Source organism: Paenibacillus sp. FSL M8-0228, from assembly GCF_038007385.1.
Lineage (GTDB): Bacteria > Bacillota > Bacilli > Paenibacillales > Paenibacillaceae > Paenibacillus > Paenibacillus polymyxa_D.
Genome location: NZ_JBBOXA010000001.1, coordinates 4,420,283 through 4,446,670 on the forward strand (window position 1 = coordinate 4,420,283; position 26,388 = coordinate 4,446,670).

At 47.0% G+C, this 26,388-nt stretch carries 20 protein-coding genes; all 20 read right to left on the reverse strand.

Annotated features, from left to right (window positions below):
- Positions 1 to 5: 5 nt before the first annotated feature.
- The 20 genes from MKY98_RS19940 to tig all read right to left on the reverse strand — a co-directional run bounded on the left by MKY98_RS19940 (position 6) and on the right by tig (position 26,248).
- Positions 6 to 1,382 (reverse strand): bifunctional folylpolyglutamate synthase/dihydrofolate synthase, encoded by a 1,377-nt coding sequence (locus MKY98_RS19940; protein ID WP_069011266.1) that lies wholly within the window; start codon positions 1,380 to 1,382, stop codon positions 6 to 8.
- A gap of 36 nt (positions 1,383 to 1,418) precedes the next feature.
- Positions 1,419 to 4,085, reverse strand: a complete 2,667-nt coding sequence (locus tag MKY98_RS19945) for a valine--tRNA ligase (RefSeq protein WP_029518416.1) — start codon at positions 4,083 to 4,085, stop codon at positions 1,419 to 1,421.
- 409 nt (positions 4,086 to 4,494) lie between these two features.
- The gene (locus MKY98_RS19950; protein ID WP_069011265.1) at positions 4,495 to 5,820 is read right to left on the reverse strand and encodes a LysM peptidoglycan-binding domain-containing protein; all 1,326 of its coding nucleotides are present in this window, start codon (positions 5,818 to 5,820) and stop codon (positions 4,495 to 4,497) included.
- Between the two features lie 126 nt (positions 5,821 to 5,946).
- The gene (locus MKY98_RS19955) at positions 5,947 to 6,861 is read right to left on the reverse strand and encodes an RluA family pseudouridine synthase (RefSeq protein ID WP_069011264.1); all 915 of its coding nucleotides are present in this window, start codon (positions 6,859 to 6,861) and stop codon (positions 5,947 to 5,949) included.
- A complete protein-coding gene (gene hemL / locus MKY98_RS19960; RefSeq protein ID WP_069011263.1) occupies positions 6,858 to 8,162 on the reverse strand; it encodes a glutamate-1-semialdehyde 2,1-aminomutase in 1,305 nt (434 codons plus the stop codon). Before hemL ends, MKY98_RS19955 begins: the two co-directional genes overlap by 4 nt.
- Positions 8,163 to 8,192: 30 nt before the next feature.
- Positions 8,193 to 9,191 carry a porphobilinogen synthase gene (gene hemB, locus MKY98_RS19965; RefSeq protein WP_069011262.1) on the reverse strand — a complete coding sequence of 333 codons (999 nt, stop codon included), beginning with the start codon at positions 9,189 to 9,191 and terminating at the stop codon, positions 8,193 to 8,195.
- A 48-nt stretch (positions 9,192 to 9,239) separates the two neighbouring features.
- Positions 9,240 to 10,796, reverse strand: a complete 1,557-nt coding sequence (gene cobA / locus MKY98_RS19970; protein WP_069011261.1) for a uroporphyrinogen-III C-methyltransferase — start codon at positions 10,794 to 10,796, stop codon at positions 9,240 to 9,242.
- Positions 10,797 to 10,800: 4 nt separating this feature from the next.
- The gene (gene hemC, locus MKY98_RS19975; RefSeq protein ID WP_029518410.1) at positions 10,801 to 11,727 is read right to left on the reverse strand and encodes a hydroxymethylbilane synthase; all 927 of its coding nucleotides are present in this window, start codon (positions 11,725 to 11,727) and stop codon (positions 10,801 to 10,803) included.
- A gap of 1 nt (position 11,728) precedes the next feature.
- The gene (locus MKY98_RS19980; RefSeq protein WP_069011260.1) at positions 11,729 to 12,376 is read right to left on the reverse strand and encodes a precorrin-2 dehydrogenase/sirohydrochlorin ferrochelatase family protein; all 648 of its coding nucleotides are present in this window, start codon (positions 12,374 to 12,376) and stop codon (positions 11,729 to 11,731) included.
- An 8-nt stretch (positions 12,377 to 12,384) separates the two neighbouring features.
- On the reverse strand, positions 12,385 to 13,212 hold the full coding sequence (gene ccsA / locus MKY98_RS19985; RefSeq protein WP_029518408.1) for a cytochrome c biogenesis protein CcsA: 828 nt from the start codon (positions 13,210 to 13,212) through the stop codon (positions 12,385 to 12,387).
- A 16-nt stretch (positions 13,213 to 13,228) separates the two neighbouring features.
- Complete coding sequence (gene hemA / locus MKY98_RS19990; protein WP_029518407.1) at positions 13,229 to 14,623, reverse strand: glutamyl-tRNA reductase; 1,395 nt, start codon at positions 14,621 to 14,623, stop codon at positions 13,229 to 13,231.
- Positions 14,624 to 14,869: 246 nt separating this feature from the next.
- Positions 14,870 to 15,268: an adenosylmethionine decarboxylase gene (gene speD, locus MKY98_RS19995; protein WP_025365654.1), complete on the reverse strand. Its 399-nt coding sequence runs from the start codon at positions 15,266 to 15,268 to the stop codon at positions 14,870 to 14,872.
- Between the two features lie 268 nt (positions 15,269 to 15,536).
- A complete protein-coding gene (locus tag MKY98_RS20000; RefSeq protein ID WP_029518406.1) occupies positions 15,537 to 16,124 on the reverse strand; it encodes a hypothetical protein in 588 nt (195 codons plus the stop codon).
- A 287-nt stretch (positions 16,125 to 16,411) separates the two neighbouring features.
- A complete protein-coding gene (gene yihA, locus MKY98_RS20005) occupies positions 16,412 to 17,023 on the reverse strand; it encodes a ribosome biogenesis GTP-binding protein YihA/YsxC (RefSeq protein ID WP_029518405.1) in 612 nt (203 codons plus the stop codon).
- A gap of 18 nt (positions 17,024 to 17,041) precedes the next feature.
- Positions 17,042 to 19,378: an endopeptidase La gene (lon, locus tag MKY98_RS20010; protein WP_023989969.1), complete on the reverse strand. Its 2,337-nt coding sequence runs from the start codon at positions 19,376 to 19,378 to the stop codon at positions 17,042 to 17,044.
- 110 nt (positions 19,379 to 19,488) lie between these two features.
- Positions 19,489 to 21,216 carry an ATP-dependent protease LonB gene (gene lonB / locus MKY98_RS20015; RefSeq protein WP_029518404.1) on the reverse strand — a complete coding sequence of 576 codons (1,728 nt, stop codon included), beginning with the start codon at positions 21,214 to 21,216 and terminating at the stop codon, positions 19,489 to 19,491.
- 218 nt (positions 21,217 to 21,434) lie between these two features.
- On the reverse strand, positions 21,435 to 22,553 hold the full coding sequence (ispG, locus tag MKY98_RS20020; protein WP_025718670.1) for a flavodoxin-dependent (E)-4-hydroxy-3-methylbut-2-enyl-diphosphate synthase: 1,119 nt from the start codon (positions 22,551 to 22,553) through the stop codon (positions 21,435 to 21,437).
- 110 nt (positions 22,554 to 22,663) lie between these two features.
- Positions 22,664 to 23,920 carry an ATP-dependent protease ATP-binding subunit ClpX gene (gene clpX, locus MKY98_RS20025; RefSeq protein WP_013311623.1) on the reverse strand — a complete coding sequence of 419 codons (1,257 nt, stop codon included), beginning with the start codon at positions 23,918 to 23,920 and terminating at the stop codon, positions 22,664 to 22,666.
- A 12-nt stretch (positions 23,921 to 23,932) separates the two neighbouring features.
- On the reverse strand, positions 23,933 to 24,523 hold the full coding sequence (clpP, locus tag MKY98_RS20030; protein WP_016324659.1) for an ATP-dependent Clp endopeptidase proteolytic subunit ClpP: 591 nt from the start codon (positions 24,521 to 24,523) through the stop codon (positions 23,933 to 23,935).
- Positions 24,524 to 24,934: 411 nt separating this feature from the next.
- Entirely contained in the window at positions 24,935 to 26,248 is a 1,314-nt protein-coding gene (gene tig, locus MKY98_RS20035; protein ID WP_028541569.1) for a trigger factor, read from the reverse strand.
- Positions 26,249 to 26,388: the final 140 nt, after the last annotated feature.

Consider the following 26,388-nt stretch of genomic DNA (forward strand, 5'->3'; position numbering starts at 1 on the left):
AAATTTCACCAACCTTTTTCCGAATCGGTTTGATACATAAGGGTAGCCCGTACATCCGCAATAAGGTACAGCGTGCCGGACACCACCCCCAGATCTTCCGCTTCCGTATGTGATTGAAACAGGCCAAGAGCCTTTTTCCAGTCACCTTCTACAATTATTTTTAAATCCGTTTTGGCATAAGACGGCCGCAGCTTCTCCACGAGATGAGCCAATTCAGCGGCATTCATTTTGCGCCGAAAATCGGGCTCGGTCAGGATAAGCGTATCCACTAGTGGCAGTATATGCTGCAAGTATGCTTCATGATGCTTGTTTGACAGCATCCCCATCATTAAAACCAATTTTTTGTACGAATACACTTGAGGAAGACTCTTGGCCAGCGTCTGTGCTCCTTCTGGATTATGAGCCCCGTCAAGAACAATTCTCGGTGATGTACTGACTTGTTCGAGACGCCCTGCCCAGGCAGTTTGCCTAAAGCCCTCCAGCAGTTCTGCATCATCCAACACAAAAGCCATATACTGACGTAGGACCTCAAGTGCCATCATAGCTCCTGCCGCATTAGAACATTGGTGCTCGCCTAACAACGTGATGTCAATTTCCATATGTCGGAAGGGCCCCGCGAATGAAAAGGTTTGAGCTGTTTCATCTCCGTTTAGCCGTTCATACGTAAATTGTTCTCCTGCCAGGTACAAGGTAGCTCCTTGCTTTGTCGCCGTTTCACGTATGACCTGAATAGCCTCGGGTTGGGAAACACAACTGACGACAGGTACACCCGGTTTGATGATACCGGCTTTTTCCCTTGCAATCTGTTCGAGCGTATCTCCCAAAATATCCGTATGGTCATAGCCGACATTTGTAATAACCGAGAGGATTGGATTCACGATATTAGTTACATCCATCCTTCCCCCAAGACCTGTCTCCCATACCACAACATCTGGGAAAGATACCGTAGCATAGTATAAAATAGCCAACGCTGTCGATACCTCAAACATTGTAGGTGATCCCAATTCACTATCTGCGATTTCTTTCACCAACGGATACAAGCGATTGGCAAGCAAAACCAGCGTTTCATCGGGAATATCGGTCCCATTGAATTGAAAGCGGTTCGTAAATCGGGTGATGTACGGAGACGTAAAAGTCCCGACATTGTACCCACATTTAAGTAGCACAGAGGTCAGAAAGGCACAAGTCGAGCCTTTACCGTTGGTTCCCGCAATATGCACAAATTTCAGATGTCGTTGCGGATCACCCAATTTACTCATTAGTTGTTCAATTCGTTCCAGTCCAGGTCTGATACCAAACGGAATCAAGCCGTTAATCCATTCCACTGCCTCATCATAGCTTTGTAAAGGAGCCGTATCTCCGCCCCTGATCGTATCTGACATCCTCTTCACCTTCAGGTCATTTTATTGTGAGTGAAATTATCCCTTGAGTTCTTCAATACGTGCGATAACTTTAGCGCGCTTATCTGAGTAATCGGCTTGCTTGGCCTTCTCTTCCTCGATGACTTTAGCTGGTGCCTTCGCCACAAAGCCTTGGTTAGATAACTTTTTCTCCACGCGCTCCACTTCACTGTTCAAATGCTGAAGTTCTTTTTCCAGTCTGCTAATTTCCTGGGCAATATCAAGCAGTCCGGCCAGCGGCAGGTACAACTCTGCGCCGCTAACTATAGATGTCATCGCTTTATCTGGAACGGTGAACTCTAATCCCGCGTCGAATTCAGACGTATTACAGAATCTACGCACATATTCCCCATTGCGGTTAATGATATCGAGAACGGCTTGATCGCCGGGTTTTATGAGCAACTCAATTTTTTTACTCATCGGCACATTGACTTCAGCACGGATATTGCGCACAGCGCGAATTACGTCGATCAGCAAATTCATTTCTGCAACTGCATCCTTATCCTCAAAAGCCGGATCATAAACAGGCCAAGCGGCCAGTGTAATCGTTTCTCCCTCATGTGGAAGATGCTGCCATATTTCCTCAGAGATAAACGGCATGAACGGATGAATCATGCGCAGCGTCCGGTCCAATACATATGCAAGTACGGACTGCGTTTTCTTTTTCGCATCTGCGTTGTCGCCATATAGGGAAAGCTTCGCAAACTCAATGTACCAGTCGCACAAATCATCCCAAATAAAGTTATACAGAAGGCGGCCTGTCTCGCCAAATTCATAAGCATCTATTAGACGCGTGATGTCGCGTGAAGTTTCGTTTAGACGATGCAGAATCCAACGATCAGCGGTGCTCAGGTCACCAGTAATGTCTATATCTGCCGAAGTGACGCCTTCCAGATTCATCAGCGCAAAGCGTGACGCATTCCAGATTTTATTGGCAAAGTTGCGGGCCTGCTCCACCCGCTCCCAGCGGAAACGAAGGTCTTGCCCAGGCGTGCTACTGGTGGAAATCATATAACGCATGGCATCGGTACCATATTGGTCAATCACGTCGAGCGGATCAACACCGTTGCCGAGGGATTTGGACATTTTTCTACCGTCCGCATCACGAACCAACCCGTGCATAAGTACGTCCTTGAACGGAATCTCTTCCGTAAACTCGAGTGCTGTAAAAATCATACGCGATACCCAGAAATAAATAATGTCATAGCCTGTAACCAAGACATTAGTCGGATAGTAGCGTTTGAGGTCCTCTGTCTGCTCAGGCCAGCCCAGTGTCGAAAACGGCCACAAAGCCGAGCTGAACCAAGTATCCAGCACATCCTCATCCTGTTTTAGCTTTCTGCCAGCATACTCAGGCAAAGTTGTAGGGTCCTCCGCCGATACAATCACTTCTCCGGTATCCTCATCGTACCAAGCCGGAATACGGTGTCCCCACCATAATTGACGGGAAATACACCAGTCACGCACATTTTCAATCCAATGCAGATAAGTACGTTCAAAGCGATCCGGTACAAAGTTTACCCCGTTGCCAGCCTTCTGCACTTCAATGGCTTTAGCTGCCAGAGGCTTCATTTCCACAAACCATTGTGTGGACAGATAAGGTTCTACAACTACACCTGTACGCTCGCTGTGGCCTACTTGATGTACGTGCTCTTCAATACGAATCAGTACGCCCTGCTCTTTCAGATCAGCGACGATTTGCTTACGGCAATCGCTACGATCAAGGCCCTGATATTTGCCTGCTTCGGCATTCATCGTTCCCGTTTCGTCCATCACTGTAATTTGTGGCAGCTGGTGACGTTGTCCCATTTCAAAGTCATTCGGGTCGTGAGCCGGTGTAATTTTAACCGCGCCGCTACCGAAATCTTTATCAACATAATCATCCGCAATGACCGGAATTTCCCGTCCGATGATTGGGAGCACAAGCGTTTTGCCGATCATTTGCTTGTAGCGTTCATCTTCCGGGTGTACAGCTACAGCTGTATCGCCCAGCATCGTTTCAGGACGTGTAGTGGCTACCGTAATAAATCCGCTACCGTCTTTCAGTGGATATTGCAGGTGATACAGATTTCCGTTCACCTCTTTGTATTCCACCTCAATGTCCGATAATGCAGTACGTGCAGCAGGGTCCCAGTTTATGATGCGTTTACCGCGATAAATCAGACCCTTCTTGTACAGTTTAACGAATACCTCGCGTACCGCTTGGGACAGTCCCTCATCCAGCGTAAAACGCTCACGAGAATAATCGAGAGAAAAGCCCATCTTTTCCCATTGGTTATGGATATTATCTAGGTAAAGATCCTTCCACTCCCACACTTTCTCCAAAAACTTCTCGCGGCCCAAATCATAACGTGTCAGGCCTTCTTCACGCAGCTTTTGCTCTACCTTTGTTTGGGTAGCAATACCCGCATGGTCTGCCCCTGGCAGCCACAAGGCATCATAGCCCTGCATCCGCTTGGCGCGAATAATAATATCCTGCAAAGTAAAGTCAAGAGCATGTCCAATATGCAACATACCTGTAACATTCGGTGGTGGAATAACGATTGTAAAAGGCTCTGCCTCTGGATGTTGCCCAGCGCGGAAATAGCCCTTCTCCATCCACGTTTTGTACCATTTTTGTTCTGCTGATTTTGGATCGTACGTTGTTGGCATTTCCAAGGTTGTCTTGTTGTCTTGTTCTGACATATCAGGATACCTCCATGATTTTTCAATTGGCAAATAAAAAAAGCCCTTCATCCTCAAAGGACGAAAGGCTGTTCTCTCGCGGTACCACCTTTGTTTCACCCCTAGTGTATGTATCCACTGATCCATTACACATGGTGTGACACTTTATGCAGATAACGGTTGCGGACCGGCCTTATTCTACCGTGAACCTCTTATCTTCCGTAGGAATTAAATGAGGAACCGTTCAAACAGGCGACTCCCGGGTGACTTCGGCCAGTAGCTTCCTGCGGAACCTCACAGCGCTGCAATTCCACTCTCTGAAGGGCTTGCTGCCTACTCTTCCCGATCTCAGTCTTTCAATAACTATACCACATCATACATTTCCCATTGACTATAGTCAACACCCGCTGTGCATTTTTCAGCAACCGGATCAAGGGATGTACAATACCTGTCCTTCTTCCACATGATGCTCCGCCAATCTGTTATACAGTTGAAGCTCACGCGTGCTGAGCTGATAACGGTCAGCTATGGTTTCCAGTGTATCCTCGCGCTGTACTATGCATAACCGCACCTTACGAAAAGGTGTTTCATCTTGTGTATGAAAAAAAAGGTTCTTCCACTTGGCATTCTCCCGCTCTTCTTCGGCTTTCTGATCCTGCGGCTCCTGCTCCAATTGCTGCTGGTATTCCGCTTCTTTCACCGAACGGCTGGATTGGAGCAATGATGAGTAGACAACCGGGTCTGGCTCGTCTGCCTCTTCATCCTTTTTACTGTTAAGCGCCACACGCATCTCTGGCTTATCCTCAGTAAAAGTGTCATGGGCCTCGTGATTCACCTGTTCTGACGCTTCAGGCCTGAAGTCGAAGCTATCTACTTGACTCGCTTCCAACTGTGGCTCCAGATAGACCTCGGACTCCGTAGCAGGATGCGGTTCAGACAGCAAAGGGTCATAATTTACATTAGGAGATGCGGAAGATACTTTGGACTCATTTCCCCCTGCCCATGCTTCCTTTTGCTGAAATCCCCACACTTCCGGAGACCCATGCTCATGTTTGACCTCGGGAGAGTTATCTTCAACTGCTTTGCCCGTCCAAGGCTCATAGAATCGGTTAGGATCTACTGCTGGCTCATAAGCTTGCTGTTCCGACGATGATTGCTGTTCCCCTTGGTCCTCAGACAGCTGTTCCCAGGAAATGGACTCCTGTTGTACTGGCACACTGTAGGAGGTTTCAGGATCTGTAACGTAATCAGAGGTCGAGTCATTGGTAGAATAGGCCTCTGCCTGACGATACTCTTCATCGGCGGAAAGGGATTGAACCGGATGCTCAGGTGCATGCACTACGGTAAATTCTTCATCCAACCAGACCGCCGTCTCTTCCGCGTGCGAGCTTTCCACACCATGCAAAGAAAGAACGCCTGTAATGTTTAGACTACGTAAAGAAAGCAGGTCCACATCAAAATTTTCAATCTCGACAGAGATATCTTCCAATCTCCCTACGCGGTTTAGCGGAATGGTAATTTCCACAGGGATCAAATGATGAAGCTCGCTCGTGAACTGTTCAGGTGTGCGGTACACGCCCTCCAGCAGCAAATGCCCTCGCAAAGCGGCATGGTCGCCGTGGGTTACAACCTGAATGCGTGGCAGAAGCTCGATTTCCTCCAACTCAGCAATCCCGGCAGCTTCCTCCGTCAAATGAATGCGTTCATAAATATCAAAACGCAAGCCTTGCGGCTGATCATTCTGTTGTTTGTTCAAGGATGGCATCCTCCTTTGGGCAGTCTCCGCACATCCTCTGACTTCTGGTCAGGCGCACGGAAACTCCATATTGCAAACCGTTTCTAGGTTCAAGTATATGCGCCAAAATAGAAGGCATGCCATCTTTTATAGCTGTTTGTGCAGCTTTTGAAAATCATCCGGCCAAGCATCCTCCACAGTAATCGTTTCGCCACTCAGCGGATGACAGAAGGTAAGACGCTCTCCGTGTAGCGCCTGCCTGCCAAAATCAGTAGCACGCCCCCCGTATAATACATCCCCAAGCAACGGGTAGCCAGCATGACTAAGATGTACGCGAATCTGGTGCGTCCGTCCTGTCTCCAGCGTCAGATATACGAGACTCACTGCACTTGAACCGCTTCCCCATACTTCCCCGAGTTCAATATGGGTAACCGCCTTCTGCCCAGTCGGAGATACACGACGGCGCTGCTTATGATGCCTGTCCTTGCCAATCGGCCAATCCAACATTCGCAGCGATGGAGGTACTTTCCCTCGTACCAAAGCTACATACCGGCGGTCGATATCCTTAGCTCTCATTTGCTCGTCCAGCTTGAGCAACGCAAACTCATTTTTGGCATATAGCACTGGGCCCGTCGTATCCACATCCAGACGATGTACATGCCGTACCACCGCATGAATGCCATTCATCTCATAGTAGGATGCGACAGCATGATCCAACGTCAGCGGACCATCCTGCACACCACCGTCCGGATGTACTGCCATACCTGCTGGTTTATGTACTACCAGACAAAAATCATCTTCATACAGTACCTTCAAATCATACCAGCGAGGGGTGATGCCAAGGTTCATTACAGGAAAAAGGGCCAGCCGTAGCCGGTCCCCTGTAAGTTCAATCTCTTTATCATGGCGCAGTCTGCGCCACAGCTTTTCCGGTAATTCCAAACGATTCAGCAACCACTGATCTACAGCATCAGCGCTGTTTTTTTCCTCGTCTGTGATTTCCCGTCCTGGCGTGACTTCCAGCCACGGTCCTCTTCTTTTCCAGCCACCTTGCCAGCTCATAGACGTTTGAGCGCGCGATAGTTCGCCTCAATGGTGGCATCAATATCCTCTACCGTATGCACGCCCGATACAAACATACCCTCAAATTGAGATGGTGCTACACTGACTCCCTCATTCACCATTTCAGTAAAGTAACGACGGAAGTGGTCCTGATTACTCGTTTTAGCTGTATCAAAATTGACAACCTTTTCTTCTGTAAAAAATGGACAAACCATGGAACCCACGCGATTGATCGTGACAGGGATACCTAGCTCGTTCGCATTACGTTCGAATCCGGCTTGAAGTCGTGCTGCCCGCTCTTCCAAGCGATCGTATACTTCTGGCGTCAGCAATTTAAGTGTCGAATAACCTGCTGCCATAGCCAGCGGATTTCCGCTAAGCGTACCCGCTTGATAAATGGGCCCCGATGGAGCAATCCGCTCCAGAATATCACGACGTCCGCCGTAAGCACCTACAGGGAGTCCACCACCAATCACTTTACCCAAACAGGTAAGATCCGGTGTCACACCAAAGCGACCTTGAGCCGAATGAAGTCCAACCCGGAATCCAGTCATCACTTCATCAAAAATCAGCAGACTTCCGTACTGCTGGGTTACCTCACGCAAACCTTCCAAAAATCCAGGCTGTGGCGGTACAACTCCCATATTGCCTGCTACTGGCTCGACAATAATTGCGGCAATCTCTTCGCCAAATTTCTCAAAAGCTAGCTTCACCGAAGCTAGATCATTATAAGGGACAGTGATGGTATGGGTGGCCACAACTTCAGGCACACCGGGACTATCGGGCAAGCCTAATGTGGCAACACCAGAGCCTGCTTTAATCAGCAAGCTGTCCGCATGACCGTGATATGATCCCTCAAATTTAAGAATTTTACTACGGCTCGTAAATCCGCGTGCGAGTCGAATCGCACTCATAGTCGCCTCAGTACCGGAGTTAACCATACGTACAATGTCCATAGAAGGAACACGCTCACATACGAGCTTGGCCATTTCGGTTTCTGCCAACGTTGGTGCGCCGAAGCTGGTTCCTTTTACAACAGCAGCCTGTAAAGCTTTAACCACTTCGGGATGTGCATGGCCCATAATAAGCGGTCCCCATGAACATACATAGTCTAAATAGGATTGACCATCAATATCATATACGCGCGATCCTTCGCCATGGTCGATATACACAGGTGTAATTCCAACAGATTTAAAAGCCCGTACCGGGCTGTTTACGCCACCCGGAATGTATTGTTTTGCCTCATCAAAGGCTACTTTGGAGTTCGTATCCTTGCGCACTGTTCGTTGTTCGTCGATCATTCTGACCACTCCTATCTTCTGAAAATAGACTTATTGCTTCAACCATCTTGCCGCATCCTTGGCCGAATAGGTAATAATCATATCTGCACCCGCACGCTTCATACTTGTCAAAATCTCTAGCACCATTGCTTTTTCATCAATCCAGCCTTGAAGAGCCGCTGCCTTGACCATGGCATATTCACCACTAACGTTGTAAGCCACCATAGGCAGATCAAATTGATCCTTAATCGTGCGCATTACGTCAAGATAAGAAAGGGAAGGCTTCACCATCAGCATATCTGCCCCCTCCAGCACATCAGATTCTGCTTCTCGCAATGCTTCACGTGCATTAGCAGGATCCATCTGATAGGATTTGCGGTCACCAAACTGCGGCGCAGAATCTGCGGCCTCCCGGAAAGGACCGTAAAAAGCAGACGCATATTTGACGGAATACGACATAATTGGAATATGTGAAAAGCCTTCTAGATCCAACCCCTGCCGAATCGCCTGTACAAAACCGTCCATCATATTAGATGGCGCGATAATATCTGCACCAGCTCTGGCCTGAGATACAGCTGTACGTACCAGCACCTCCAGAGATTCATCATTCAATACCTCACCGCATACCTCACCATCATGCTCATGCATGTGCACCATACCGCAGTGTCCATGGTCCGTAAACTCACACAAACAAGTGTCAGCCACAACCAGCAGTTCGGGATAACGCGACTTGATCAGACGAGTAGCTTCCTGAACAATACCATCGTCCACAAAAGCCGAAGTCCCTACGCTGTCTTTGGTTTCTGGGATGCCAAATAGGAGCACAGCGGGAATGCCGAGCTCACTAATCTCTTTCAGTTCTTCCTCCAGCCGATCCAGAGAAAAACGGTATACACCTGGCATAGAGCTAATTTCCTGTTTCACCCCAGTGCCAAATGTTACGTAGATCGGTTGGATAAAATCAGTGGGATTCAATACGGTCTCACGCACCATACTGCGGATTGCAGCCGACTGGCGCAAACGGCGATGTCTGGTAAAAGGAACACTCATGATTACAAACCTCCATTTTTTATACATTCATTAGTAAAAACAAAAAAATTATAATGTCATAACAGTACTTGAACGTTTCCACTCACACAACGATTGGATCAGACTTTCAATGGTCGCCTTCTCTGACATAAAACTTACAGTCAAGCCGGCTTGGGTAGCTGTCTCACCGGTCAAAGGACCTATCACAGCAATCGTAACTCCCTCCAGCAGCGACACCGGATCATGGATCCCCATTTGTCTGAGGGCTTCTAAGAAAAAGGTTACAGTTGAGGAACTGGTAAACGTAATCGCATGAATGGCACGCTCCTCAAGCAGCTTGAGAAGTTCATCATCCTGTGTGTTGGCTGCTAGCACCGTTTGATACAAATCAGCCTCGGTCACATGAAGTCCCATCTCCCTCAGCTTTTCTGGCAGCCACGGCCGAGCTAGATCACCTCTTGGGAGAAATACGTTCTGCCCTGCCTGCAAATCCTGCTCAAATCCCTCGAGCAAGCCCTCTGCCTGAAATGGGCCCTCGATCTGTTCTGCCACAATTCCGTGCGTCCGAAGCGCGGCTGCTGTAGCCGGTCCGACTGCGGCAATACGCGCTTTGAACAGCATACGTACGTCCTTGCCCTGTTCCTTTAAGTGCGTGAAAAAGTATTCCACTCCATTAACGCTGGTAAAAAACACCCAATCATATTCTGGCAGTCGCGCAAATGCCTCTTTAATTTCCTGTTTGGTTGGCTCGTCCGAAGGGGCGACCGTCTGAATAACTGGAAATTCATAAGGCTCGCCACCAAGCTCTTCTATCCGATGGACCAGACTGCTGGCCTGCGCACGCGCGCGAGTAACCAAAATTCGCTTGCCAAACAAAGGCATGTCCTCAGCCCATTTTAACTGTTCACGTTGATTGACCACTTCTCCAACAACGATGACGGCGGGAGGCTGAAAATTCGCAGCCTTCACCTTAGCTTCAATATCCGCAAGCGTACCCACCAGCGTATCCTGCTCGGCACGGGTTCCCCAGCGGATCAAGGCAACAGGAGTATTTGATGGCTTGCCGTGTTTTATCAGCTGTTCACTGATATAGCCAATCTTTGCTACACCCATCATAAAGATCAGTGTGCCCGTTGCGTTCGTCACTTTATCCCAATGAATACTTTTGTCGAGTTTATCCGGACTTTCATGACCTGTAATGATAGATAGCGATGAGGCCATATCCCGGTGTGTGACTGGAATCCCCGCATAGGCGGGCACACTGATTGCTGATGTGATGCCGGGTATAATTTCATAGGAAATACCATGTTTACGCAGTAGCCCGGCTTCCTCGCCGACTCGTCCAAATATAGTAGGGTCTCCCCCTTTAAGACGAACAACTGTTTTTCCTTCCAAGGCCAAATCCACCAACAGCTGATTAATTTCCTCTTGCTTCATAGTGTGACGATCTGGCAACTTTCCAACATATATTTTTTGGGCCTCTGGCTTCATCAATCCCAAAAGGCGCGGGCTTGCCAGTCTGTCGTACACAATGACATCGCCCAATTGAATGCATTCCCAACCCTTGACCGTAATTAATCTTGCGTCTCCGGGTCCTGCACCTACCAAATATACTTTTCCTGCCATGCTATCATCCCCTCACCTGCGCCAGAATCTGTTCTGCTCCTTTGGCTATCAAACTGGCCGCCACCGCTTCTCCCAGCTTTTGCGGATCATTTCCCTGGAGCGTTTCCTTCAAAATAACCTCGCCATCTGGCGAGCCTACCATGCCCGTAAGGCTGATTTCTTGACCAGCCCAGACGGCATGAGCCCCGATCGGCACTTGGCACCCCCCATTTAACACGCCCAAAAAGGTTCGTTCTGCCGCAACGGTAGCCGAGGTATCCCGGTCGTTGTAAAGGCGCAGCAAGGCCAATAGCTCTTCATCACTCGCGCGACATTCAATACCCAGCGCTCCCTGCCCAACCGCCGGCAAACAGTCTTCTTCCGGTATATAGGATGTAATTCGATCTTTCCAGCCCATCCGATGCAAACCTGCTGCCGCCAAAATGATAGCGTCAAAACCTTCCGTCTCCAGCTTTTTCAGACGGGAATCAATATTCCCACGCACAGGCTCCAATTGTAGATCAGGTCGCATGGACTTGATTTGACTGGCTCTGCGCAGGCTACTCGTGCCCACCTTTGCCCCTTGAGGCAATTCCTCCAGGCTCTCGGCGCCCAATGTGATCAGGCAATCACGTGGATCCTCACGACGCGGTACAGCGCCGTTGACAAGCCCTTCCGGCAATTCGGAAGGCATATCCTTCATACTATGTACTGCCATATCAATCTCACCAGCCAGCATGGCCTGTTCAATCTCTTTGACAAAAAGCCCTTTGCCACCCACTTTGGACAAGGTTACATCCAATATTCGATCACCCTTGGTCAGGATTTTCTTTACGACAAATTGCAAATCCATTCCATGCTCCGCGCATAGCGCGTTCAAATCTTCAATGACATGCCCGGTCTGAGTTAACGCCAGCGCACTCTGTCTGCTGCCTACCACAATTGTTCGCATGTTATTCCTCCTGATTTTGCGCAATCCACAGGTCTATTTGTTGTTCGGTCCAAGCCATAAATTCATGACGGCGTATTTGATCCAAAATTCCGCTACTCGCCAAGCGCCTCAGTAGTTTAGTCCTTTGCTGTGGGGAACTTATCTTACGTTTGATGATCTGTCGCATATCGTGCATGAAATCCAGATATGGCTCGTATTCGCTACCAAACAACGTATCCAAGGCTGATGTAATATCAGCGGTCACAGCGGGGCCTGCCCCTTCTGTAGAGATACTAATCGTCAGTCTCCCTCGTCGGATGATGCCCGGCGTTATAAAATCTCCCTCTTCCGAGCGATCCGCCACATTTACCAGTATACCCCTTTGTCTGGCCTCATGCGCAACCTTATTATTCACTTCTCTCTGGTTCGTAGCGGCATATACAAGAAAGGCTCCCTGGAGGTCACCCTCGCGATATACGCGATTTACCCAGTGGAGCTGCTTGTGATCGGCCAGGACCTGTAAATCCGGCGTTATATTCGGGCTAATGAGGGTAATGGACGCCCCACTTTCCATCATCCCCTTAACCTTTCGTTCCGCAATCCTGCCGCCGCCTACAATACAACAGATCTTATTGTTACAATTCAACGAAATCGGGACAAAATGCTGCAAATGGCTTTTCACTCTCCCGTCCACTGATGAAATACAGACCAGGAATTCAGCAAAAAATTAAGAATCAATAGCGTGTAGCCCACCAATGCCCACTTTGCCATCACAAGCCCTGAACGCTGATTCAATCTTTTGCTCACTAAAAATATAATATACACACACAGGGCAATCGCTGTCATCAGCACCTTGGTATCTAGCAAGAGAAGCCAGCGTTCCTCAGCAATAATAGAAATAACGGCAACTACAATAGAGACTCCCAGCAAAGGAGTACCAATCAACAGCGCCATATGCGTATACCGATCCATCATTTCCAGACTCGGCAGGCGTCTGATCGTGTCATTCCATTTCTTTACTTTCAATTTACGATGCAAAAACAGATATAACCCCGAAAATACAGCTGCTACCGTCATCGCTACAAAACCAAGATTAGCCAGCGCAATATGAATCAGGAGCAGCCCATGCACGGTATGCCAATTTCCAAGTGGATTGTCGAGAGGCTCCATCCATATATTGTTGAGCACCAGCACTGCAAAACTAATAATATTAAGCAGCAATACCGCAAATTCGGAACGCTGATAACGTGTCAAAATCAAAGAAATCAGCACTAAAATAACTGAAAACAGAAATAGAAAATCGTAGGTCACGAAAATAGGAAGGTGCCCTTCATTCCAGGTTCTTATCCCCATATAAGCAAGCTGGAGCACCAGAACGACAACAAGAAGCCCTGTACCTGTCCGTTTAGCATTCGCATTGCGACGAATCCCATCCGAGAATACAAACAGAAGGCTCAGGGCAAAAACATAAATCATTGAATCATATATAAGCATGCCTGAAGCCACGTCTGTTCACCCACTTTTACAGGCTGGCCGGCGCAAACGACGCTGGCAAAGCCTGAGCCTGAACGGTTTTTTCATGAACACCGGCTTCCGGTTTTATTAACGCAGATGCATCGCTTTTATCTACTTTCTGAGCGGCGTCATCCAAACGATCCTCCAGAGCAAAAATGTGGCTAAACATGTCTAGGGCCTCATTTCCCTGTTTTTGGACAGCCAGTTCCTTTACCCGATTGATCGGATCATGCATCATCTGGTTCAGCATACTCTTCGTCAAACGGCTAATCACTTTGCGTTGCCGTTCATCCAGCTCGGGAAGCTTATTGAACAAGCTTTCCAACGTATCCTGATGTACAGACTCCGCTTTTTCCTGTAATGCACGAATCACCGGACGCACTCCCATCGTTTTCAACCATTGATAAAACTCGCTAAGCTCATCTTCGATCATATGCTCGATTTTTGTAGCTTCGGTACGGCGCATTTCCAAATTGCTCTCCACGATCCCTTCCAGATCATCAATATCGTACAAGAAAACATTCTGTAATTCACCAATAGCCGGGTCGAGATCACGCGGAACCGCAATATCAATCATAAACAAAGGACGGGACTGTCGACGTTTCATACTTGCTTCAACCCGAGTCCGATCCAGAATATACCCCTGGGCACCTGTCGAGCTAATAACAATATCCACGTCCGCCAACCGATTCATGCCTTCCTCCATCGTAACCGGCGTTCCATGGAACTTGGAGGCAAGGTCTTCCGCACGGGACAAGGTTCGGTTGGCTACAATAACCTCGGCTGCTCCGCCGCTGTACAAATGCTTAACCGTAAGTTCGCTCATTTTACCAGCACCGAGAATCAGTACCTTTTTATCGGTAAACATCCCGAAAATCCGTTTGCCTAGCTCAACTGCTGCATAGCTGACAGATACGGCACTTTCTCCAATAGATGTCTCTGAATGGGCACGCTTGCCCAATGTGACGGCCTGCTTAAACAACATATTAAACCACGTTGCCGTAATTTTCTGGGATTGAGCCTGAAGAAAAGCGTTCTTTACCTGTCCCAAAATTTGTGTTTCTCCGATTACCATAGAATCAAGACCACAAGTCACACGGAACAAATGCCGAATCGCCTGCTCGTCCTCATATATATATAAATGTTGTGTAAATTGATCACGCGGAATGCCAAACCATTGCTCCATAAAACTGCGTATAAAATAGCCGCACATGTGAAGGCGGTCCACTACAACATATATTTCAGTCCGATTGCAGGTTGCGACAACTACGCCCTCCAACACACTTTTGGTAAGTTTGAGTTGCTCCAGCGCTTTTGGCAAATCTTGTTCTGCAAATGTAAAACGCTCTCTGACTTCCACAGGCGCCGTACGATAATTCAACCCAACAACGACGATGTGCATTGCAAATTCACCTGCCTAAACTGTAATAAGAATAACCACTGTTATCATAAACTATGTTAATTATATCACAGAAGTCCGAATCTCCTCCGGCTGTTTTATGAATTGTTTATGAAAATTGAATAGCTTTCATGAAACCAGCACGTTCTGTATGATTTGATTTAGTGTAGACCACTTTTAAAACAAATAACCATGGAAATGTTCCATGGCTATAATATAGGACGCACAAACGGCTCCATAAAAAACGATTTACACTAACTCAGCCAGCTTGCACTCTGGTGATTCCACCTGAAGTTCTCCCAAGCCGCGAATCAGCTTTTTCGCATATGTTTTTTTCGGTTTTAGAACGGATACCAGGTAATCAATAGCCAGCTGCGGATCGACAGTCTCACCGCAAGTATAACAATCAATAGCGGCAAACCCTCTCTCAGGATACGTATGAATAGAGAGATGACTCTCCGACAACAGTACAAGCACGGTAGCTCCCTGTGGTTCGAACTGCTTGGATTGAACGGACATCACCGTTGCTCCGCAAGCTTCAGCTGCTTCAACTAATTGAGCCTCCAAAAACTGCGCATCATTCAGTAATTCAAACTCAACACCCCAAGTATCTACGGCAACGTGTCTTCCGAAAGTTGAGTACTCCAATTCCATCTTTCGGTTCCCCCTTCCTAGGAATAAAATGTTTGGAAAAATTTCATCCGCTAGGACCTACGTCATTCACTTCCCGAGGGAATAACCTCTCGCAACATTCAATGTCCTGAGTGAATCCTGGTTCCTATATTTCATTTTCAACGAGATTAAAAATAACATCTATGTGCAGCAAATGCAATCATTTTTTAAGAATAAAAAAGCCTATTTCGGTAAAGAAAGGGACTACATGGCATAACGATTCATTCCATATATTCATGCCTTATTAAGCTTCCAGTGCAAATAATTTTGAGCAACTCATTCGAAGCTTGTGGTCAATCTGTTCCAACTCCGAGAAAGTACGCGCCAAATTCCGCTGGTCAAGCAACGAATTAATGAGATGATATACGTCAGATATTTCATTTTCGACGTTCTGATGCTGAAAAAGCTGTTGCAATTCCTGCACCGTATTTTTATATTCGAATACCAGCCTGGAACCTCCGGCATTCTTCTCCATAATTTTACGAACCGTACCTTCATTATAAAAATACACCATAGTGAATCCTTGATACATTCGGTAAACGATGCCTTCGCCCTTAAAACGAACAAAAAGTTTGCGTATAAACAGGGTTAGTTGCGGATGAATTAAGCGACAAGTCAATTCACACACAAACGCTCCCTCTTTGGCTTCAAAAAACAAATGAACTTCCTCACCCGCACTATGCTCCAGAACGATTTCCTGTCTTCCGTTATCTAGAACTTTAATATAGTAATGCACCTGGGGATCATCCACTGCCCGCAAAAATTCGTCCATTTGGGTTTCCGACAAGGTCAAAGTGGTTTTAACATACTCTGTGGCTAACCGCTGAGCCATACCCATCTCCTCAATTCTTTCCTGAACCTATAAGTTTAAGCTTTAAATTTATTATACATCAGACCTAAAGTGCTTTTCTTGCACATCAAATCATAAATTCCCGCCATACATCGGAAATAAACGGAAAATGATGGGGTTGAGACTGCATTATCCCCCATATACTCACTTTTCGGCTTAAAATCCACGAGTTCTTTTTGTTATTATATATTATTCCCACCTATTTAGTAAGTTTATTTTTTTGAAGCCCGAACCATGAAAAAAGGACGTCCTCAAGGACGTCCCTAGCCTTACAATTCCGTCTGCTCTTCTTCGTCATTCTCTATATAGCTGGAGATGACAGACCACAGCTCTTCCTTGCCCATACCTTCTTCGGATGAAAAGGGGATAAACAATCCCCCGGGAAGTATTCCGAGTTCCTGCTTGATTACCTTGTAATGCTTTTCTCGCCGCGTTTTAGGGATTTTATCTGCCTTCGTGCCTACTACACATACGGGAAGCCCGTTATGACGCAGCCAATCATACATCATGATATCGTCCTTGGACGGCGGATGGCGCAAATCTACCATTTGAAGCACCAGTTTGAGTGGCTCACGCTCCAGCAAATAAGACTCAATCATCTGCCCCCAAGCCTTGCGGGACGTTTTGGATACCTTGGCGTAACCGTAACCGGGAAAATCGACAAAATAGAGATCATCATTAATCCGGTAATAATTGAGTTGCTGGGTTTTACCTGGCGTAGAACTGGTACGCGCCAAATTTTTACGGTTAATCAACCGATTAATCAATGAAGACTTTCCTACATTGGAGCGCCCCGCCAGAGCAATCTCTGGCAAAGCGTCCACAGGAAACTGATCGGGACCAACCGCACTTATTATAAATTCTGCTTTTGTTACTTTCATTGTGTCCTTAATTCCTCTCTAATGTACCCTTGCCTGCTCAACCAAAGCATGCTTTAGCACCTGATCCATATGGGCAACGGGGACAAATTCAACATCCTGCCGGATACTGTCGGGAATATCCTTTAAATCCCGTTCATTATCTTTGGGAAGCAGAATTTTTTTGTAGCCTGCCCGGTGGGCAGCCAGCGACTTCTCTTTTAAACCACCAATCGGCAATACACGGCCGCGTAGAGTAATTTCGCCCGTCATAGCCACATCCTTGGATACATGACGGTTGGTCAAAGCTGAAATTAACGCGGTAGCAATAGTAATTCCCGCAGATGGACCATCCTTCGGAATCGCACCCTCAGGAATATGAATGTGGATATCATTTTTCTCATAAAAGTCTAGTTCAATGCCCAGATCAACTGCTTTGGAACGGGTGTAGCTGAATGCCGCCTGTGCAGATTCCTTCATAACGTCTCCCAGTTTACCCGTAAGAATCAGTTTACCACTACCAGGTACGACCGTCACTTCAATCATCAGTGTTTCACCACCGACCTCTGTCCATGCCAAGCCTGTAACCGTACCGATCTGATCCTCCAGTTCTGCAACACCGTAACGGAATTTAGCGATACCCAGATAATCCTTCAGATTATCCGGTGTGATTTGAATTGGTCCTTCGCCACCAGATACAACGGACTTCGCCGCCTTGCGGCACAGAGAAGCCATTTGCTGCTCAAGATTCCGCACACCAGATTCACGCGTATATTCGCGAATGACACGCAGTAGCGTATCCTCCCCGATAACCAGTTGTTCCTCGTCCAAGCCATGCTCTCTCTTCTGCTTGGGCAATAGGTACCGATTGGCGATTTCCAGCTTCTCCAGTTCGGTGTAGCCAGGAATATAGAGCGTCTCCATGCGGTCCATTAGCGGACGCGGGATGTTGTGTGCAGCATTGGCTGTCGTTACAAACATCACATTGGACAGGTCAAACGGCAGCTCAACAAAATGGTCACTGAACGTATTGTTTTGTTCAGGATCAAGCACTTCGAGCAATGCCGCCGATGGATCTCCTCGAAAATCGGAAGCCATTTTATCAATCTCATCCAGCAAAAATACTGGATTAGACGTTCCTGCGGTCTTCATCCCCTGAATGATCCGCCCCGGCATCGCACCAACATAAGTCCGACGGTGACCGCGGATTTCCGCTTCATCCCGCACACCTCCGAGAGAGATGCGGACAAATTCCCGACCCATGGATTTGGCAATCGAACGGGCCAACGAGGTCTTGCCGACCCCTGGCGGACCCACGAGACACAGAATCGGTCCCTTAATGGTCTTCACCAGCTTGCGTACAGCCAAATACTCCAATACACGCTCCTTGGGTTTATCCAATCCGTAGTGGTCGTTATTAAGTACCTCTTCAGCTTTGACGATATCCAGATCATCATCGGTAAACTTGTTCCATGGCAAGCTTAACAACCAATCCACATAATTACGGATGACGCCACCCTCGGCAGAGCTTGCCGGCATTTTTTCCAGACGATCGATTTCCTTTTCGACCTTCTCCTTCACCGGAACAGGCAACTCCAGTTCACTTAGCTGGTTGCGCAGTTCTTCAACTTCTCCCGCGCGACCTTCCTTCTCGCCAAGTTCCTTCTGAATTGCCTTCATTTGTTCACGCAGATAATACTCCTTCTGCGTCTTTTCCATCTGCTTCTTCACACGCTGGTTGATTTTACGTTCCAGCTCCAGTACTTCACGCTCATTGTTCAAAATATCCAGAAGCTTCTCCAGACGCTGAGTAACGTCGATCGTCTCCAGTATATCCTGCTTTTCCTTAATTTTGAGCGTCAAATGACTTGTGATTACGTCTGCTAGCCGTCCCGGCTCCTCAATATCCGATACCGCAGCGAGAGTCTCCGGTGTTACCTTTTTGGACAAGTTGATATAATGCTCGAACTGAGTTAATACAGTGCGCATTAGCGCATCCGTCTCAGGCTGTACGTTTTCTGCCTCGTGCAGCTCCTTCGCCATTACCTCGTAATATTCTTCATTGTCCGTATATTGAATAATCTCGGCCCGTTCCAGCCCTTCCACCAATACTCGAATGGTTCCATTAGGAAGTTTGAGCATCTGGCGTACCTTGGCTACCGTGCCGACTCGAAAGATGTCCTCTTGTGTAGGTTCTTCAATATTTACTTCTGATTGAGAACACAGGAGAATCAAATTGTCTTCAACCATCGCTTTTTCCAAAGCCTTGACCGATTTTTCCCGGCCCACATCGAGATGCAGAACCATACTCGGGTAGACCAGAAGCCCTCTTAAAGGCAGCAAAGGAAAACGACGACCTTTTGTCTTGGTGGGTCCCATCGCTTTCGCACCTCCAGTGATTCTCAGGTTCCGGATTTTACAATCCTCAAGTTGTTATCTTTCATATTTTATCAAATGTTTTATGAAAAAACCAATGAAAGGGTGGTTCATCAGCAAGATCCTGTATCTGATATCGTCCCGTTATGCGTTCCATCAGCCTGTAACAAGGAAGATTGGGATGGGCGAAAAGTCTCAATTGGCGCATGTACAGGCGAATCCGACGTTATCTCTTCCCCGAACACATGTCGGAACACTTCGGTAACCGACTGTACGGGAATCACTTTTAAACCCTCAATGCTGTCAAAAAGAGCTTGCCAGTTGTCCTGCGGAATGATCACTTTTTTGGCTCCTGCCTGAAAAGCGGCTTCAACCTTGGCTAATACACCACCAATCGGTTTGACACGACCATGGATGCTAATTTCGCCAGTCATTGCAATTTCATGATCCACCGGAATTCCCCGCATCGCGGAAGCAATGGCTGTTGCCATCGCAATTCCTGCGGACGGGCCATCTACCGGCGTACCCCCAGGAAAATTGATATGCAAATCGTAATTCGACGGAGACAATCCGAGCGTACGCAAAACGGTTAGAACATTTTCTACAGAACCTTTAGCCATGCTCTTACGGCGCAGTGTACGGGACCCGCCTCCGATTTCTTCCTCATCCACAACCCCCGTAATATTATAGCTGCCCTTTCCCTCAGGAACCGGAACTGCTGTAACTTCAATTTCAAGCAGCATCCCCATGTTCGGGCCATATACAGCTAATCCGTTAACGAATCCGATTTGCGGCAAGCCTGGTATTTTTCGGTCAGGACGCGGTTGAATTTGACTACTGCCCGCTACCCATTCGACGTCGGAAGCATTGAGACATTCCCTTTTCTCGGTAAGTGCCAAACCAGCAGCCAGCTGGATCATATTGACCGCCTCCCGACCGTTCGTTGCGTAACGCTGTACAACTTCTACCGCCTCAGGACAAGGGCCAAAGCCTAGCTTGTGGACGGCATCCTCTGCAATACGAGCAATCTCCTGTGGCTGCAAGGCACGGAAATAAATCTCCATGCACCGGGAGCGAATCGCAGGTGGCAGTTCATGCGGCGAACGGGTCGTCGCACCCACCAAACGAAAATCGGCTGGCAAACCGTTTTGGAAAATATCGTGGATATAAGCAGGAGTATTCGAATCTTCCGAGTTGTAATACGCACTCTCCAAAAATACCTTGCGATCCTCCAGTACTTTCAAGAGTTTATTCATCTGCGTTGGATGCAGCTCACCAATCTCATCAATGAACAGCATCCCCCCATGCGCCTTCGTCACAGCTCCGGGTTTAGGTTGTGGGATACCCGCTACCCCCATCGCTCCTGCCCCTTGATAGATTGGATCATGCACTGAACCTATCAGCGGGTCCGCAATACCGCGCTCATCAAAGCGGGCCGTCGTAGCATCAATCTCCGTGAATTTGGCATCTCCCTTGAACGGAGAGGACAGATTCTTCTTAGCCTCTTCCAGCACAACGCGTGCAGCAGCTGTCTTCCCTACACCCGGCGGGCCATAAATAATGACATGCTGCGGATTCGCACTACATAACGCAGCCTTGAGCGCGCGCAGTCCATCCTTCTGACCCACGATATCCTGTAATGTGGCAGGACGTGTGCGTTCAGCCAACGGCTTGGTAAGTGAAATAGAACGCAATTTGCGTAGCTTATCCAATTCCTTGCGGGATTCCCGATCCACCGCACTACGGTTCGTTTTCTGGCTCCGCAGGAGGTTCCAGAAATACAGACCAATAACAATCCCGAAAAACATTTGCACCAATAACAAAATCATAGTCAAGTCCATCGTATTTCCTCCGTTTCTCATCTCAGCAATTTTAAAAATGCCGCTCTATGAAAAACAGTATTTCCTTTTCCGCGATAGCTAAACGGCGGTCTTTCAAAAGATCAGAGAGAAATACAAAAACACCGCGAAGAACAGTTCTGTAGCAGAGCTGCTCTCCACGGCGTTTAAATGATGACAATAGATTATGACTATGCCTCTTTATAATAACTGCTTTTTGCCTACACCTTCTCGGCGGTATGACGTTCTTCACGTCCAGGTATTTTCCCTGTTTCCTCATATGCTTTGACGATGATATCAATTTCTTTTTTCAATTCGTCCACCATATCAGCCTCAGGTACTTTGCGAATCATTTTTCCATAACGGAACAAAAGGCCTTCACCGCGCGCTCCGGCAATTCCAATATCAGCTTCCTTCGCTTCACCCGGGCCATTTACTGCACAACCCAGTACTGATACTTTAATCGGTACCTTGAGTTTTGCAATGTAGTCTTCTACCTCGTTGGCAATAGAGAACAGATCAATATCCAGACGTCCGCAAGTCGGACAAGAAATCAGTGTAGCTGCGTTTGTGATTAATCCAAACGTCTTGAGCAACTCACGAGCTACCTTCACTTCTTCCACCGGATCAGCACTAAGTGAAATACGCATTGTGGAGCCGATGCCTGATGCTAGCAAAGCGCCCATACCTGCCGCGCTTTTAACTGTACCCGTAAAGAGTGTACCCGCTTCGGTAATACCCAGATGGAGCGGATACTTAATAATTTCAGCGGCCTTCGTATAAGCAGCAATCGCCATAGGAACATCAGACGCCTTCAGTGACACGATAATGTCATGGAAATCAAGCTCTTCCAGTATCCCGATATGATACAGCGCACTTTCTACCATCGCTTCTGGTGTAGGGTAGCCATACTTATCAAGTAAATGCTGTTCCAATGACCCGGCATTCACACCAATTCGAATCGGAATCCCTTTTTCCTTACATGCCTTCACAACAGCTTCCACTTTTTCACGTCGTCCTATGTTACCTGGATTAATGCGAACTTTATCAATCCCATTTTCAATTGCCAGTAGAGCCAGCTTGTGATTAAAGTGAATATCTGCAACTAGCGGAATATGAATCCGTTTTTTAATTTCCTTAATGGCTGCGGCAGCTTCCTCATTGTTGACGGTAACCCGCACCAGTTGACACCCGGCTTCTTCCAAGCGAAGAATCTCGGCTACAGTTGCTTCCACATCTGCTGTTTTAGTTGTACACATGCTTTGGATGATGACTTCATTGCTGCCGCCAATCGTCAGATTCCCGACTTTAACGGGACGTGTGTCTTGTCTTAAGAACATGTACTTTTCTCTCCCATTAACGCCAAACCTCCACCCCTTAAAACCTCATACAGGTTTAGTGAAGTGGAGATCCGGCTTCTCATGTTTTAGAGATCGCGAAGTATCAATCCTTAGGCGCTCTCTTCTTGTTTTTTATCCTTATCTGTACCACCGAGTTCCGGTGCGATTTTGTCTTTTACAACCTGCTCATTGATGACGCAAGTAGTCACATCCTCACGGGAAGGAACCTCATACATTACGTCCAGCATAATACCTTCGATGATCGCACGAAGGCCACGGGCACCCGTGTTACGCTTGATCGCTTCACGAGCAATGGCTTCCAGAGCATCTTGCTTAAACTCCAGTTGCACATTATCCAGCTCAAGCAGCTTCTGGTATTGCTTGGTTAACGCATTTTTCGGTTCGGACAGAATACGAACCAATGTGTTCTCATCAAGCGGCTCCAGCGTAGAAATTACTGGCAAGCGTCCTACAAATTCCGGTATCAGACCGAATTTCAAAAGATCCTCAGGCAATACCATTGAAGTATATTCGCCTGGTTTCAGATCTTTTTGTTCGCTGGTAGCGTTGAAGCCGATAACCTTTTTACCGATACGGCGTTTGATCATTTGCTCCAGACCATCAAAGGCACCACCACAAATGAACAGGATATTCGTGGTGTCAATTTGAATAAACTCTTGATGTGGATGCTTGCGACCGCCTTGAGGTGGTACAGAAGCAACCGTGCCTTCCAAAATTTTAAGCAACGCCTGCTGTACACCTTCACCCGAAACGTCACGCGTAATGGACGGGTTTTCGGATTTGCGGGCTACTTTATCAATTTCGTCAATGTAGATAATGCCGCGTTCGGCTTTTTCTACATCATAATCGGCAGCTTGAATCAGTTTCAGCAAAATATTTTCAACGTCTTCACCCACATAACCTGCTTCCGTAAGGGAAGTGGCATCTGCGATAGCAAAAGGAACGTTCAAAATTTTAGCCATGGTTTGCGCAAGCAACGTTTTACCCGAACCTGTAGGTCCAAGCATCAAGATGTTACTTTTTTGCAGTTCCACATCATCAATTTTGTTTTGAGTATTAATTCGTTTGTAGTGATTATATACCGCTACAGACAACGATTTTTTCGCTTGATCCTGACCAATAACATATTGGTCCAGAATGTCACGGATTTGCATTGGTTTCGGAATGTCTTTCAGATCTACTTCTTCTTCATGACCCAATTCCTCTTCTACAATCTCCGTACACAACTCAATGCATTCGTCACATATATATACGCCCGGTCCGGCAACAAGCTTGCGAACCTGATCCTGAGATTTACCGCAGAAAGAACATTTCAATTGTCCTTTTTCATCATTAAATTTAAACATAGAGCCACCCCTTTACAGATTAATCGGTTTAGACAGCACCTGGTCAATGATACCGTATGCTTTTGCCTCTTCCGCTTCCATGAAGAAATCCCGGTCAGTATCACGTTCGATTTTTTCGAGGGGCTGACCCGTACGCTCTACATAGATTTGATTCAGCTTAGCACGTGTTTTGATAATCCAGTCCGCATGAATCAGCATATCGGAGGCTTGCCCCTGAATGCCACCAAGTGGCTGATGAATCATGACTTCACTATTGGTAAGCGCGTATCTCTTACCTGGCGCACCCGCTGTTAGCAGCAACGAACCCATACTTGCAGCCATGCCTACACAGATCGTCGATACGTCCGGCTTAATGAATTGCATTGTATCATATATACCCATGCCCGCAGTTACAGAACCGCCTGGCGAGTTAATGTACAAATTAATATCCTTCTCTGGATCTTCCGCAGAAAGGAACAATAGCTGTGCAATGACGAGATTGGCGACATCGTCATCAATCGGGCCACTTAGGAAAATAATACGATCCTTAAGCAACCGCGAGTAAATATCGTAAGATCGTTCTCCTCGATTCGTTTGTTCCACAACCATAGGGACGAGACTCATCACGACCAACCTCTTTTCTTTATTAAAATGAACACCTGTATTCATCCGCTTCCTTATGTCCCATTAAAACGGAAGCAGCAAGCATGAAACGTGAACACCTTACAAAATATTTTAACATGTTCAGAGTCTCGTGTCATATTTGCATGCGCTCATATATGCAGTGCGGGCTATTTACAGTACACTCTGCCGAGACCTTCTCATATTTAACCATGTTTCGTATGTATGTGCAAATATACGGTAGTGACTTATGTAAAACAAGAAAACGCGACTCACAGCACTTTCCATAAACGACTAAAATTTGGGTTATCAAAGGTAAAAATAAGGCACGTAACTTTCACTACGTGCCTTATCCCTATCTAATTACTACGTTTCAGCTTGTTACAGCATACTCCGTATATTTTATCGTCTGAATTACTCAGCAGCTTCAACTGGCGCTTCTACTTCTTTGCTGTTTTCCACCAACAAAGCAATGGTTTTGCGCAGTGAAATTTCTTCTTTCAGGTTAGCGAACGAGCCGTTACCTTCCAGAATGCTACGGATTTCTTCAACTGAACGTTTGTAAGCTTCAGCCATGTTTTTCAGTTCTTCATCAATTTCCGCTTCGGAAACTTCGATGTTTTCTGCTTTAGCCACTTGCTCCAGCACGAGGTTGTTACGTACGCGCTTCTCAGCATCAGCTTTCATTTGCTCTTCCAGGTCTTCCTTGCTTTGACCAGAGAATCCAAGGAACATTTCAAGGTTCATACCTTGGCTACGCAAACGGTTGTCGAAATCGCGAACCATGTTTTGCACTTCGCTCTTCACCATTGCTTCAGGAATGTCGATTGTTGCATTCTCAGCAACTTTCTCCACTACAGCACCCTCGCGGGCTGCTTTAGCTTCGTTTTCCTTACGATCCAACAATTGCTTTTTCAAGTCTTCCTTGAATTCAGCCAGTGTGTCAAATTCGCTTACATCTTTAGCAAATTCATCGTCCAGTTCAGGAAGAACTTTGCGTTTCAGTTCGTGAACTTTCACTTTGAATACCGCTTGTTTGCCAGCGAGGTCAGCAGAATGGTAGTTCTCAGGGAACGTTACTTCAACGTCCTTGGAATCGCCAGTGTGCAAACCAACCACTTGCTCTTCAAAACCAGGGATGAATGTGTTAGATCCCAGTTCCAAAGAATACTTCTCAGCTTGTCCGCCTTCGAATGGTACACCGTCCACGGAACCATCGAAGTCAATAATAGCTGTATCACCGGATTGAGCAGCATCTTCATCAACGACAACCAGTTCAGCATGACGTTGTTGCAGGCGCTCCAGTTCTTGAGCCAGTTCTTCGTCGCTTACTTCGAGTTTGCTTACAGGCACTTCTACGCCTTTGTAATCGCCCAAAGTCACTTCAGGTTTAACAGTAACCTTTGCTTTGAACTTGAAAGATTCGCCTTTAGCAAATTGATCAATTTCAACGTCAGGGCTGTCAACCGGGAAGATGTCCGTTTGCTCTACAGCTTGGCTGTAAGCTTCTGGCAACAGGATGTCAATTGCATCTTGGTACAGACTTTCAATACCATAGCGTTTTTCAAAGATAGGACGTGGTACTTTACCTTTACGGAATCCTGGTACACTTACTTGTTTTGCCACTTTATTAAAAGCTTTGTCGAGTGCAGCGGCTACACGATCCGCGTCAACCTCAACTTCAAGAACCCCAAGGTTCTTCTCTATTTTCTCCCAAGTTGCTTTCATTTTATGCTTTCCCCTCCAACAAAATCTTCACTTAGTTTTCATTACAATCAACGCACACAAAATAACCACTATAGTATATCTAACATTACTGTCTTTTTCAAGAGCAGCCCTTTGAATGCTTCACAGGTAAACGTTTCCGG

Bases quoted from the DNA above. Each gene is read 5' to 3' on its own strand.
- MKY98_RS19940 (WP_069011266.1), bottom strand. From the start codon at position 1,382: ATGTCAGATACGATCAGGGGCGGAGATACGGCTCCTTTACAAAGCTAT.
- yihA (WP_029518405.1), bottom strand. From the start codon at position 17,023: ATGAAAGTAACAAAAGCAGAATTTATAATAAGTGCGGTTGGTCCCGAT.
- hemL (WP_069011263.1), bottom strand. From the start codon at position 8,162: ATGATCGACGAACAACGAACAGTGCGCAAGGATACGAACTCCAAAGTA.
- lonB (WP_029518404.1), bottom strand. From the start codon at position 21,216: ATGGACTTGACTATGATTTTGTTATTGGTGCAAATGTTTTTCGGGATT.
- hemA (WP_029518407.1), bottom strand. From the start codon at position 14,623: ATGCACATCGTCGTTGTTGGGTTGAATTATCGTACGGCGCCTGTGGAA.
- MKY98_RS20000 (WP_029518406.1), bottom strand. From the start codon at position 16,124: ATGGCTCAGCGGTTAGCCACAGAGTATGTTAAAACCACTTTGACCTTG.
- ispG (WP_025718670.1), bottom strand. From the start codon at position 22,553: ATGTTCTTAAGACAAGACACACGTCCCGTTAAAGTCGGGAATCTGACG.
- MKY98_RS19955 (WP_069011264.1), bottom strand. From the start codon at position 6,861: ATGAGCTGGCAAGGTGGCTGGAAAAGAAGAGGACCGTGGCTGGAAGTC.
- cobA (WP_069011261.1), bottom strand. From the start codon at position 10,796: ATGGCAGGAAAAGTATATTTGGTAGGTGCAGGACCCGGAGACGCAAGA.
- hemB (WP_069011262.1), bottom strand. From the start codon at position 9,191: ATGAGTGTTCCTTTTACCAGACATCGCCGTTTGCGCCAGTCGGCTGCA.
- MKY98_RS19945 (WP_029518416.1), bottom strand. From the start codon at position 4,085: ATGTCAGAACAAGACAACAAGACAACCTTGGAAATGCCAACAACGTAC.
- lon (WP_023989969.1), bottom strand. From the start codon at position 19,378: ATGGGACCCACCAAGACAAAAGGTCGTCGTTTTCCTTTGCTGCCTTTA.
- clpP (WP_016324659.1), bottom strand. From the start codon at position 24,523: ATGAGTCTCGTCCCTATGGTTGTGGAACAAACGAATCGAGGAGAACGA.
- tig (WP_028541569.1), bottom strand. From the start codon at position 26,248: ATGAAAGCAACTTGGGAGAAAATAGAGAAGAACCTTGGGGTTCTTGAA.
- hemC (WP_029518410.1), bottom strand. From the start codon at position 11,727: ATGCGAACAATTGTGGTAGGCAGCAGACAGAGTGCGCTGGCGTTAACT.
- clpX (WP_013311623.1), bottom strand. From the start codon at position 23,920: ATGTTTAAATTTAATGATGAAAAAGGACAATTGAAATGTTCTTTCTGC.